General features: G+C 61.4%; 12 protein-coding genes and 1 pseudogene. 7 read left to right on the forward strand and 6 right to left on the reverse strand.

From position 1 onward, the window contains the following. Positions 1-424: 424 nt before the first annotated feature. Positions 425-1,585, reverse strand: a complete 1,161-nt coding sequence (locus HB630_RS04440; RefSeq protein WP_249780691.1) for an acyltransferase — start codon at positions 1,583-1,585, stop codon at positions 425-427. Between the two features lie 204 nt (positions 1,586-1,789). On the opposite strand from HB630_RS04440, the gene HB630_RS04445 reads away from it, so the two are divergent. Further along, complete coding sequence (locus HB630_RS04445) at positions 1,790-1,963, forward strand: DUF1328 domain-containing protein (protein ID WP_213770754.1); 174 nt, start codon at positions 1,790-1,792, stop codon at positions 1,961-1,963. A 115-nt stretch (positions 1,964-2,078) separates the two neighbouring features. Here the strand turns inward: HB630_RS04445 and HB630_RS04450 are convergent, their stop codons facing one another. Continuing rightward, entirely contained in the window at positions 2,079-2,438 is a 360-nt protein-coding gene (locus HB630_RS04450) for a DUF427 domain-containing protein (protein WP_213770292.1), read from the reverse strand. Positions 2,439-2,671: 233 nt separating this feature from the next. Here HB630_RS04450 and HB630_RS04455 point away from each other — a divergent pair, with 233 nt between their 5' ends. Further along, positions 2,672-2,908, forward strand: coding sequence for a BolA family transcriptional regulator (locus HB630_RS04455; RefSeq protein ID WP_213770293.1), 237 nt, complete (start codon positions 2,672-2,674; stop codon positions 2,906-2,908). Positions 2,909-2,925: 17 nt separating this feature from the next. Further along, positions 2,926-4,131: a low temperature requirement protein A gene (locus HB630_RS04460; protein ID WP_213770294.1), complete on the forward strand. Its 1,206-nt coding sequence runs from the start codon at positions 2,926-2,928 to the stop codon at positions 4,129-4,131. Here the strand turns inward: HB630_RS04460 and egtD are convergent. Together egtD and egtB are read right to left on the reverse strand one after the other, a co-directional pair. Then, a complete protein-coding gene (egtD, locus tag HB630_RS04465) occupies positions 4,107-5,078 on the reverse strand; it encodes an L-histidine N(alpha)-methyltransferase (protein ID WP_213770295.1) in 972 nt (323 codons plus the stop codon). The genes HB630_RS04460 and egtD overlap by 25 nt on opposite strands. Before the next feature lie 48 nt (positions 5,079-5,126). Then, positions 5,127-6,380 carry an ergothioneine biosynthesis protein EgtB gene (gene egtB / locus HB630_RS04470; protein ID WP_213770296.1) on the reverse strand — a complete coding sequence of 418 codons (1,254 nt, stop codon included), beginning with the start codon at positions 6,378-6,380 and terminating at the stop codon, positions 5,127-5,129. 311 nt (positions 6,381-6,691) lie between these two features. On the opposite strand from egtB, the gene grxD reads away from it, so the two are divergent. The 4 genes and pseudogenes from grxD (at position 6,692) to HB630_RS04490 (ending at position 9,980) form a co-directional block, all read left to right on the forward strand. After that, entirely contained in the window at positions 6,692-7,030 is a 339-nt protein-coding gene (gene grxD, locus HB630_RS04475) for a Grx4 family monothiol glutaredoxin (RefSeq protein WP_213770297.1), read from the forward strand. After that, positions 7,031-7,336 (forward strand): annotated as a pseudogene (locus HB630_RS04480) (macro domain-containing protein). Positions 7,337-7,378: 42 nt separating this feature from the next. Continuing rightward, entirely contained in the window at positions 7,379-8,665 is a 1,287-nt protein-coding gene (locus tag HB630_RS04485; RefSeq protein ID WP_213770299.1) for a serine hydrolase domain-containing protein, read from the forward strand. Between the two features lie 22 nt (positions 8,666-8,687). Beyond that, a complete protein-coding gene (locus tag HB630_RS04490) occupies positions 8,688-9,980 on the forward strand; it encodes a serine hydrolase domain-containing protein (protein ID WP_213770301.1) in 1,293 nt (430 codons plus the stop codon). Here HB630_RS04490 and HB630_RS04495 read toward each other — a convergent pair. Continuing rightward, on the reverse strand, positions 9,951-11,018 hold the full coding sequence (locus tag HB630_RS04495) for a threonine aldolase family protein (protein ID WP_213770302.1): 1,068 nt from the start codon (positions 11,016-11,018) through the stop codon (positions 9,951-9,953). The two genes, HB630_RS04490 and HB630_RS04495, sit on opposite strands and share 30 nt — an antisense overlap. 268 nt (positions 11,019-11,286) lie before the next feature. Beyond that, positions 11,287-11,904 (reverse strand): 30S ribosomal protein S4, encoded by a 618-nt coding sequence (gene rpsD / locus HB630_RS04500; protein ID WP_213770304.1) that lies wholly within the window; start codon positions 11,902-11,904, stop codon positions 11,287-11,289. Positions 11,905-12,142: the final 238 nt, after the last annotated feature.

Consider the following 12,142-nt stretch of genomic DNA (forward strand, 5'->3'; position numbering starts at 1 on the left):
CGATCCAAGCCCGGCCTGAACGGGCCAACGGGCCGGCGCGAAGCGCCGCCCGATGACAGGCTTCGCGATATCCGGGTCGTCGCTAGATCCTTATCGGTTCTGATTGAATCAGGACCGGGATCTAACGCTTTTTCTTGACGCGTTTTCCTCGCGCGAACTGGCTGGACATGAAGAGCCGTTCAAGCCGTGAGGTCAGGGGAGGTCCGATACGGCGACGAGCATGGTGATGCTGAGTGCGGTAGCGATCAAGATAGCCGATAATCCCATTGGAAGTGTCCTTTTCTGATTTGGCCTTGGACACACCTCCCTGGCCCAGCTGATGCAGATTTGATGCCAATCTCGATCGTTTTCATGAAAAGGGCATGTCGATGATCAGCTGGAATTCGATTTAAAATTTCGTTTCGTGGGCTGTTGTTAACACATCCTAAAGCACGTGGGTCGCGCCCGGGATTTTTCGCAAGGCTGCCGTCAACGCCCAGCTGAAGGCGACGGTCAGCACGAATGCAATGGTCGCCTTCACGATCGCAGGCAGATCGTAATCGAACAGCCAGTATTGCAGCCAGAGTACGATTGGATAATGCACGAGGAAGATGCCGTAGGCGTCGCCCTGCATGCGATCGAGCAAATACCAGGGACGTTTTGAGCCCAGAAAAAACCCGAGGATGGTGAACAGAATGGAGGCGCTGAAGACGACAAAGAAAAGGCCGTAGCTCGCGAGATACCATATGGGCTGCGGATCGAGATTACCCAATATTGCGCGCTTGATGTAGATCAGAACCCACATCAGGCAGTAGGGCACGAGGGTTGCGATCAACCAGCCCCAACTGCTCTTTGCGAGCCGTCCGTCCGAGCTCAGGACGCCTTCGCTGAAATGCGCAGCGCCGATGCCAGCACCGATGAAGAAATAGGCCGCATATAGCAGTACACGGCTGGCCTGAACCGAGAACGGTCCGAATTCGAACCAGCGATTCGGTCCGAAATAGATCAGCGCCGGAATATAGACGGCGGCCGTGACCGCCAGCAGGAACGCGTAGAACTTGGCCGGCTGGTCGAAGCTTTCCTGCGACAGGCGATTCATGGGATCGAGCAGGTGGGGCGACAGCCGATGCAGTAGGCTCGCCAACAGATCAAAACCGAGCAACACCCAGACGAACCAGAGCGGGCCGCTTGGCCAGGGTCCGACCGTTACCGTTTTCCACCAGAAGGCCGCGAAGGTCAGATCGGGATCGTGGCGCAGCGCGATAGCGTAATAGGCAATCGGGATGACGGTGACCGCCGCGATCGCAAATGGGAGTGCCAGGCGCAGCAAGCGATCGTGAATGTGGGTCGCCAGCGTCTTGTGCGAAAGGCTAGGCCAAACGAACAGCCCCGACAGGAAAAAGAACATCGCCATGAAGAAGCTGTCGGTGGCGGCAACGACGAAATCAAAGCCGATCCACGACTTGGCATCGGTGTGGCCGAAATGCGTGTACGGAATGACCGCGTGGTGAAGCACCACGACGAGCGTCAGGAAGCTGCGTGCGTGATCCAGCGCTGCGTTACGCGTGCCGATATGGGGCGCCACCCGAGCTTGCGCGGGCGCCATTGGTTGGGAAATGGAAGTCATGTACGTCCCGGCCAGGTTGCAATTATGAATGTTGCCGCCAGCAACCCGATTCAGCAAGTCCAAACTGGCGGACGATCAAATGCCGCCTGCGGTGAACTCCGAAGGAACCAGTCCGCGCGTCCGAAGTTGAAGTCGGTGGCGCGCGGAGATGCGGCTGTCGCGCGGCGGCTGGAGGAATGGGCAATGACGCTTCTGAAATGGGCACTGTTCTTTTTTGTGGTGTCGATTATTGCCGGCATCTTTGGATTCACCGGCATCTCGGCGGCATCGGCCGACGTGGCCCGCTTCCTGTTCTACGTCTTCGTGGTGATCTTCCTGATCCTGCTCATCCTCGGGCTTACGATATTCAGGGTCTAGAGGATCAGCGTGTATTTTGCGTCAACATCGTTGCAACGAGATGACAGATCGCCTCCGTCATCTCCAAACCATTTCCCTGCAACGCTGTTGTTAAACCGTGTAGCGGATCGAACCCTCAGGCCACTTCCTCGATCTTGACCTTGTCCGGATAGAACGCGAGGTGCCCGGCGATTTCCGCCATGGCCGGGAACGGTGTCTCATAGGTCCAGATCGCGTTCTCGATCGTGCCGCCATTGCCCGTGATGCTGAAATAATTCGCGTCCCCTTTGTAGGGGCAGTGGGTGGTCCGGTCGGTGCGTTTCAGCAGAGCCATATTGGCGTCGCTGCGCGGCACATATTGGACTGCCGGGTAGCTGGCTTCCTTGAGCGTCAGGGCGTGGGTGGTGTCGGCGATGACGATGCCATCGGCGGTGACGCGGACGCGCCTCGGGTTTGCCGTAATGGTGATGGGGTGGTCGGGACCGGGGAGTTTCATGGTTGTCAGCCCTTTTTTCGGTCGGTTGTGATCGGTATAGGCCGATCCGGCGGATTTCAAACGGTCGATACAAAAATATAGTGTCAGAACGCGTGACCTGGAAGGGCGCCCGCGCTAGGTTTGGCGTTATGGACGCGAGAGCCGTGATCCCTTGGGGTTTGATCCGGAAGAGTGGAAACCGGTTTTTCCTCGCGACGAATGTGAAGCGTTGAAGCCGAACTGGAGACGACTGGATGCCGATGGATGCCCACGATATCGAATCGATGATCAAGGCAGCGATCCCCGATGCCGAGGTGACGATCCGGGACCTCGCGGGCGATGGCGACCACTATGCGGCAACCGTGATCTCGGAGTCGTTCCGCGGCAAATCGCGCGTCCAGCAGCACCAGATCGTCTATCAGTCGCTGCAGGGCCAGATGGGCGGCGTGCTCCATGCGCTGGCCCTGCAAACCGGGGTGCCCGAGGGTTAGGCCCGGGACGGAGCGTCATGGCGGGGGAGGGGCAACGCGGCGGGCTGTTTCGTCCCTGGGGTCCGAACCAGCATAGCCGCGTCACCAACGCCGAATTGTTCTTCGACCTGGTCTTTGTCTTCGCGGTCACGCAGATCTCGCACACGCTGCTCGGCCGCTTCACCCCGCTCGGCGTGTTGCAAGTCACGCTGCTGTTTCTCGCGGTGTGGTGGGTGTGGGTCTTCACCACCTGGATCACCAACTGGCTCGATCCCGAACGGACGCCGGTCCGGATCCTGTTGTTCCTGCTGATGCTCGGCGGGCTCGTGATCTCGACCTCGATTCCGCAAGCCTTTGAAGGCAGGGGAATCTGGTTCGCCGCCGCTTATGCCGCCATGCAGGTCGGCCGGACGACCTTTCTGCTGGTGTCGATCCCGCCGACGCAGGTTTCGACCCGGCTGAATGCGCTCCGCATCCTGGTCTGGCTCTCGACGGCGGCATTGTTCTGGATCGCCGGCGGCTTCGCGGAAGGCCGGTTGCAGCTGGAGCTTTGGATCATCGCCCTGACCATCGAATATCTGTCGCCGGCGGCGCGCTTCTGGGTGCCGAAACTCGGCATGTCCTCGTTGGAAGACTGGGACATCGAGGGCGGCCACATGGCCGAACGCTGCGCCGGATTCATCATCATCGCGCTCGGCGAATCCATCGTGGTGACCGGCGCGACATTCGCCGAATTGACCTGGACGGCGGATAACGTCCTGGCCTTTCTGTCGGCGCTGGTCGGCAGCATCGCGATGTGGTGGATCTATTTCCACAAGGGCGCCGAAGCCGGCTCCGAACGGATCTCGAAATCCAGCGAGCCGGGCCGGCTGGCGCGGCTGGCTTACACCTATTTGCACATGCCGATCGTGGCCGGCATCATCGTTGCCGCGGTGGCCGATGAGCTGGTGCTGACGCATCCGGCCGGCCATTCCGATTCCAGGGCGGTGCTCAGCGCGATCGGCGGGCCATTATTGTTCCTGATCGGAACGATCCTGTTCAAGCTTGCCATTCGCGGCTGGCTGCAATTGTCGCACATCGTCGGCATCGTCGCCTTGGCGGTTCTCGCATGGTTTGCAAGCGAGCTGTCGCCTCTGGTGCTGTCGATCGTGACCACCATGATCCTGCTCGTCGTCGCGGTGTGGGAAACGGTCTCGCTGACGTCGCCGGCCGGGGATGCTCAGTCCGAAGCCGCCAATACGTGAACCGAAAACAGCCCGGCCGCGTCGGTCCAGGATTTAAGCGGCGTCCAGCCCGAACCGCGCGCCAGCGCCGCGAAGCGTTCAAGGCTGTATTTGTAGCTGTTCTCGGTATGGATGCTTTCGCCGGCGCGGAATGAAAAGCTGGTGCCGAGCATCCGCACGGTCTGCGATTTCCGGCTGATCAGATGCATCTCGATGCGGTGCCGCTCGCGGTTATAGATCGCGCGATGGGTAAAGGCCGAAAGGTCGAAATTGCCGCCGAGCTCGCGGTTGATGCGAACCAGGACGTTGAGATTGAAGCGCGCGGTGACGCCGGCGGCGTCATTATAAGCATCGTGCAAGACGCGCTCATCTTTTTCGAGGTCGACGCCGATCACCATCCGTCCGCCTGCGCCCAGGATATCGCGGGCGCTGCGCAGGAAGGCGCAGGCCTCATGCGGTTCGAAATTCCCGAGCGTCGAGCCCGGAAAGAATCCGACCTTCGGCAGGCCGGCGATGGCCGGGGGAAGCGGGAACGGGGCGGTGAAATCCGCCGCGACCGGATAGACGGCCAGTCGCGGGAAATCCTGCCGCAGAGTCTCGGCCTGGCCTTTCAGGAAGTCGCCGGAAATATCGACCGGCACATAGGCGCCGATGGCGCAGTTCTCCAGCAGCAGCCGGACCTTCGTGGTGGCGCCGGCGCCGAATTCGACCAGCGCGGTCTCGTTCGGGACAAAGGCCGCGATCTCGTCGCCGCGATCTCTCAGGATCGAAAGCTCGGTGCGGGTCGGATAATATTCCGGCAGCCGCGTGATCGCTTCGAACAGCTCCGAGCCGGTGGTGTCGTAGAAATATTTCGGCGACAGCCGTTTGGGACGTTGCGACAAATCGCCGATCGCATCGCGGGCGAACACCGAGGTCTGTTCATCGGGAAGATGCGCGTCGGCCAAAGCGGTGGCATGCACATTCATGATGGTCTCCTGAACGCGCTTCCGGCGCGCAATGATTCAAGTGGAAAGTCAGGCGTAATCGGCGAGGCGCAGCCCCGTAAATTGCCAGCGGTGATGCGGGTAGAAGAAGTTGCGATAGGTGATGCGGCTGTGGCCTTCCGGCGTCGCAAGCGAGGAGCCGCGCAGCACCAGCTGGTTGACCATGAACTTGCCGTTATATTCCCCGAGTGCGCCCTCGACCGCGCGGTAGCCGGGATAGGGAGAATAGGCGCTGCGCGTCCACTGCCAGACGATGCCGAAAGCATCGTTGAGCCCACCCGCGCGGGCGGCGACTTCCCATTCCATTTCGGTCGGCAGATGCTTGCCGCTCCAGCGCGCAAAGGCATCGGCCTCGTAATAGCTGATATGGCAGACCGGGGCCTTCGGATCCACTGGCCGCAGACCGCCGAGCGTCATGACCTGCCATTCGCCGTCGCTCTGCCGCCAGTGGCCGGGCGCCTGCCATGCTTCGTTGGTCACGGTGGCAAAGCCATCCATCAGCCACAGCGTTGCCGTGCGGTAGCCGCCATCGGCCATGAAGGCGAGCCACTCGCCGTTGGTGACGAGATTGCGGCCGAGATTGACCGGACCGACCAGCGCGCGGTGGGCCGGCTTCTCATTGTCGAAATGGAAGCTGTCGTCGGGATGCCCGACAGTATGGATGCCCTCGTTGAGGGCGAGCCATTCATCGCTGGACGGTTTTGATGCGGGGAAGCGCCAGGCCGGATCGTAGGCCGGTGGAATCGGGTTCTGCGCGAAGGCGTGCAGGATATCGGTCCACATCAATTCCTGGTGCTGCTGCTCATGATTGAGCCCGACTTCGACCAGCGGCACGAGTTTTGCCAAATTTTCCGCCCCGGTGGTCTGGAAGAACTGCACCACGGCCGCGTCGACGTGGCGGCGATAGGCGGTGATTTCGTCGGCGCCGGGCCGCGTCAGGTGGCCGCGCTGGTGGCGGGCGTGCCGCGGTCCGGCGCTGACGTAATAGGAATTGAACAGATAGGCATAGTCGGGATGAAACGGCTTGTAGCCCCGGCAATGTTCGCCGAGCAGGAATTGCTCGAAAAACCAGGTGGTGTGGGCGCGGTGCCACTTCGCCGGGCTGGCGTCTGGCATGGACTGGATCAACTGGTCTTCCGGCGTCAGCGGCGCGGCGCGACGCTCGGTCTCGTTCCGGACGGCGAGATAGGCTTCCACCAGATTCTGGCCGAGGGGGCCGGAATCGGAGAAAAGCGACGGATAGGCAGGGGTGGGGGCGGCCGCAGCGGATGCTGATTTCGTCACGATGGTCTCCGGTCGGGGGAGAGAACGTTGGACTGTCGAACTGGTTCCCGGCGGGCGGTCCGTCCTAAATAGGTGCTCGCTCTCAGGATGAAAGCCTCCGGCGACGATGATATTGTCATCGTCAGCCAATGAACCCGGCCACGCCGGCGGCCCCGGTCCCCGTGGATCGGCCGATGCCAGTCAAATCCGCGGCATTTTACTTTGGATGCACAACGGTTTGGGCTACATATATGGGCAATGTCGGGCTACACCGGCTGGCCGGTCCGAGAAGCCATGCCGCAAGGGGCCTTGCCCCGGAAGGAAGAGAAAATATGAGCATCGAGCAATTCATCGCCAACGAAGTGAAGTCGAACGACGTCGTGCTGTTCATGAAGGGCACGCCGCAGTTTCCGCAGTGCGGGTTTTCCGGTCAGGTGGTCCAGATCCTCGACCATATCGGCGTCGGCTTTAAGGGACTGAACGTTCTGGAATCCGCCGAGCTTCGCAACGGCATCAAGACCTATTCCAACTGGCCGACCATTCCGCAGCTTTACGTCAAGGGCGAGTTCGTCGGCGGTTGCGACATCATCCGCGAGATGTTCCAGGCCGGCGAGTTGCAGCAGCTGTTTGCCGATAAGGGCGTTGCGGTCAGCGCGGCGGCCTCCGCCTGAATTTTCGGGCGCGCCAATCCGCGGCTGGAAGTTATTGTCGCCGACATCACGACGTTGCGCGTTGACGCCATCGTCAACGCCGCTGGTGCGTTTTGCTCGGTGACGGCGGCATCGATGGCGCGATCCGTCGGGCGGCCGGGCCGGAACTGTTGGCCGGGTGCTGTCCCCTTGGTTGTTGTGACGACCGTTGACGCGTTGAAGGCGTCAGTCTCGGTGAATCACGGCATTTTCTGCTGCTTTTCCAATGACATTGCCCGGCTGCATGCCGCGGTGCTGGCCGAATTCGGCAGCCCTTGTGCCGGTTGAATCGGCCGCTACACTCCCCACCCGTCGGTCGGGGAGAGTTCAATGAACGGACGGCGTGCGGCGCGGTCGCTGGTCTCGGGAGCGCTGCTCACACTTGCGGCACTCTCCGCAGCCCGCGCGGAAGACGCTTTCGACAGGCCCGCAGGCGCGCATTTCAGCCCGCAAAAGCTCGAGCGCATCGGCGACTATTTCCGCGACCAGATCGCGAACGGCAAGATTCCCGGCGCGGTCCTCCTGATCTCGCAACACGGCAAGCCGGTCTATCACCGGTTCTTCGGCGTGCAGGACGCGGTCTCGAACAAGCCGATGACCGACGAGACGATCTTCCGCATCTTCTCGATGACCAAGCCAATCACATCGGTCGCAGCGATGATGCTGATCGACGAAGGCAGGCTGAAGCTCGACGATCCCGTCGCCAAATACATCCCGTCCTTCGCCAAGCTCAAAGTGGGGGTCGAACGGAAAGCCGAAAACGGCGAAAAGGCCCTCGATCTCGTGCCGGTGGACCGGCCGATCACGGTGTTCGACCTGATGACGCAGACCTCGGGGATCACCTACGGCTTTTACGGCGGCAGCATGGTCCGCAAGGCCTATGCCGGCGCCAGGATCTATGATGGCGATTTCGACAATGCCGAGTTCGCCGAGCGCATCGCGAAGCTGCCGCTTCAGGAGCAGCCGGGCACGCTGTGGGACTACGGCCACTCGACCGATATTCTCGGGCGCATCATCGAGATCGTGTCGGGAAAATCGCTGTTGCAGTTCGAAAAGGAAAAACTGCTCGATCCGCTCGGCATGACCGACACCGCTTTTTATGTCACCGATCCTGCTAAGCAGAAGCGGATTGCGCTGCCGGCGCCGGCCGACCATGATTTCCGGGTCGGTTTCGAAAGCAGCGCGGATGTCGCCATGAAATGGGAATCCGGCGGCGGCGGCATGGTCACCACCCTGGCCGATTTTGCGCGCTTCTCGCAGATGCTGCTCAATGGCGGCAGCCTCGACGGCAGGCAATATCTCAGCCCCAAGACGTTCGAGATGATGGCCACGGATCATATCGGGCCGAACTCGGGCGTTCAGCGCGACTATTTCTATTTCCCCGGCGATGGTTTCGGCTTCGGGCTTGGTCTCGGCGTCCGCACCGATCCAGGCAACGCCAAGCCGTCGCCGCCGGGCTCGCTCGGCGAATTGAAATGGGACGGCGCCAGCGGCTGCTATTTCGTGGTCGACCGCAAGCAGGATATGTTTTTCGTGCTGCTGGAGCAGACGCCCTCGGAACGCCAGAAGATCCAGCCCACGGTCAAAAGGATGATCTATGAAGCGATGGAGAATTGACGGCGCCGTGAGCAGCAGAGGGATGGCGGTAGCGCTTGGGCTTCTGGCCGCGGCGGTCGCATGGGGCTCGCCGAGCACAGGCCGCGCCGAGCCGCCGGTCTCTCACGCCGCCGGCTTTTCGCATGCCAGGCTCGATCGCATCAGCGACTACATGCGCAACGAGGTCACGACCGGCAAGATTCCGGGAGCGATCGTTCTGATCCAGCAGCACGGCAAGCCGGTCTATCTGGAAAAATTCGGCTTCATCGATGTCGAGAGCGGGCATCCGATGACGGAGGACGCGATCTTTCGTCTCTATTCGATGTCGAAGGCGATCACCTCGGTCGCAGCGATGATGCTGGTCGACGACGGCAAGCTCGCGCTCGACGATCCCTTGTCAAAATACATTCCCGCCTTTGCCAACGTGAAAGTCGGCGTCGAAAAGCGCGACGAAGGCGGCAACGTCACGCTGGCGCTGGAGCCCGCCCGGCATCCGATCACGATTGAGGACCTGCTGCGTCACACCTCCGGCCTGACTTACGGCTTTTATGGCAAGGATGCGGTGCGAAAACTCTATCTGAGCTCCAATCTGTACCTTGGCGATTTCGACAATGCGGAGTTCGCCGATCGCCTGGCGAAACTGCCCCTGATGGAACAGCCCGGAACGGGGTTTGATTACGGTCATTCCATCGACGTGCTCGGGCGCGTCATCGAGGTGGTGTCGGGAAAATCGCTCTACGAGTTTGAAAAACAGCGTCTGTTCGATCCGCTCGGGATGAACGATACGGCGTTTTATGTGACGGATCAGGCCAAGCGGCCGCTGATCGCCGAGCCGATGCCTGACGACCGCTCGACCGGTCCGGTCACGGGACTGAGCGACCCGATGCAGCTGCGGCGTTGGCAAGGCGGCGGTGCCGGTATGGTCAGTTCGATGAGCGATTATGCGCGGTTTTTACAGATGTTGCTCAACGGCGGCACGTTCGACGGTAAACGCTACCTCAAGCCCGAGACCGTCGCATTGATGACATCGGACCATATCGGGCCGGGAACGAAGATCTCGCATGACGGCTTTTATTTTCCGGGCGCGGACAGCGGGTTTGGCTTCGGTTTCGCGGTCCGCACCACGCAGCCGCCCAATACGCGATTTCCGGTCGGCGAATATCGCTGGGACGGCGTCGGCGGTACGTTCTTCTTCGTCGATCCCAAGGACGACATGTTCATGATCTGCATGATGCAGTCGCCATCACAGCGCTGGCGGATCGAGAACGAGATGAAGACGATGGTTTACGGGGCGCTGGAAACGGATCTACGCATCTCGCACGATCTCGCGCACTAGACCAATCGTCTCCTCGATCATCCCGTAGGTCACGTCGAGATGGGTGCAGGCCCTGATCCGGCCATCCATCATCGCGAGCAGGACGCCGCGCTTTCGCAGCGCCTCGACCATGTCGTCGCCGGAGATGCCGGCGCCATCGGGGCTGAAGAAAACCAGATTGGTTTCGGGCTGCTGCACAGCGATGCCTTCGATCTGCGACAGCCCGCGCGCCAGCGCCCGGGCATTGGCGTGGTCGTCGGCGAGCCGCGCGACATGGTGATCGAGCGCGTAGATGCACGCCGCGGCGCAGATGCCGGCTTGGCGCATCGAGCCGCCGAGACGCTGTTTCCAGCGCCAAACCTCGTCGATGAAATCGCGGGTGCCGGCGATCACGCCGCCGATCGGCGCACCGAGCCCTTTCGAAAAATCGATCCAGGCCGAATCCCATCCCGCGGCCATGTCGCGGGCGGCGATCCCGGTGGCGACGCAGGCGTTGAGCAGGCGGGCGCCATCCATATGGGTGGCAAGATTGTTTACCCTGGCGATCTGCACGATGTCGTCGAGCGCGGCTTTCTTCCAGATCGTGCCGCCGCCGATATTGGCGGTCTGCTCGACGCTGACCACGGTCTGCGGCGCCTGGTAGCGCGTGCGCGGGTGCAGCGCCTTGCGAAACGTTTCCGGCGTGAACTGGCCGTCGGCGCCGGTCAGCGCCGTGATCTGGAAGCCGCCGAGGGCGGCATGGGCGCCGCCCTCGCGGGCGATGACATGCGCGCTTTCATGCGCCAGGATCTCGTCGCCCGGCCGGCAATGCACCAGCGTCGCCGCGACGTTGCACATGGTGCCGGAGGGCATGAACACGGCCGCCTCCTTGCCGAGCAAATCGGCCACGCGCTCGCACAGGAGATTCACCGTCGGATCGTCGCCGATCTGCTCGTCGCCGACTTCGGCGCGCGCCATCGCCTCCCGCATCGCCGGTGTCGGGCGGGTCTGGGTGTCCGACAGCAAATTGATGCGAATGGGCGGCGCCTTCGGATCGCGCGGGGCAGGGGTGTAGGTCATGACTGCGTTCTCTGAGAGTCTTTTGAGTTGGATTGACTCAATCATCATCATCGCGTTCTCAGGAGTGGAATTGCAAACCGTCATTCCGGGATGGTCCGAAGGACCAGACCTCAGATGTACAATTGCACATCGAGGAATCTCGAGATTCCGGATTCGCGTCTTCGACGCGCCCCGGGATGACACCGTCTGAGCAATTGGCCGATCTTACTCAAACAAAAAGGCCCCGGCAAAACCGGGGCCTTTTGATCTCGGTAAACGCTGGCAGCAATCAGCGTGAATAGAATTCGACGATCAGATGCGGTTCCATCTGCACGGCAAACGGGACATCCGCCAGTGCCGGAATACGGATGAACGTCGCCGTCATCTTGGAATGATCGGCCTCGATGAAGTCGGGCACGTCGCGCTCGGGCAGCTGGGTCGCTTCCAGGACGTGGGCGAGCTGCTTGGAGGACTCCTTGACCTCGATGACGTCGCCGACCTTCAGCATGTAGCTGCCGATATTGACGCGGCGGCCGTTCACCTTGACGTGGCCGTGATTGATGAACTGGCGCGCGGCGAACATCGTGGACACGAATTTGGCGCGGTAGACCACGGTGTCGAGGCGGCGTTCGAGCAGGCCGATCAGGTTTTCACCGGTGTCGCCCTTCAGGCGGCTGGCCTCGACATAAAAGCCGTGGAACTGGCGTTCGGAAATGTTGGCGTAATAGCCCTTCAGTTTCTGCTTGGCGCGGAGCTGCACGCCGAAGTCGGAGAGCTTGCCCTTGCGGCGCTGGCCGTGCTGGCCGGGGCCGTATTCGCGGCGGTTCACGGGGCTCTTCGGGCGGCCCCAGATGTTCTGGCCCATCCGGCGATCGATCTTGTATTTCGCCTCACTGCGCTTAGTCATCGCGTCCTCGTTGTAAAAGGTTGGGTTTTGAGGAAACGCGCCCTCCTGTGTGCCGGGAACTCCCGGCACCGACAGGCCCGCCTCTCAAGCTTGAAGCGGCAGGCCACGGGTCGCGAAACGCAACGCGGGCCGAAACCGGCCCGCGAGCAGGCGGTTTCTAGGTAAAAACGCCCGTCCTGTCAAATGAATCGCCGGAATTTTTCAGGTGAATCGGGCCAAAAGCCGTCATTCCGCTGGA

The organism is Bradyrhizobium sp. dw_78 (genome assembly GCF_018449525.1).
In the GTDB taxonomy this organism is placed as follows: Bacteria; Pseudomonadota; Alphaproteobacteria; order Rhizobiales; family Xanthobacteraceae; genus Bradyrhizobium.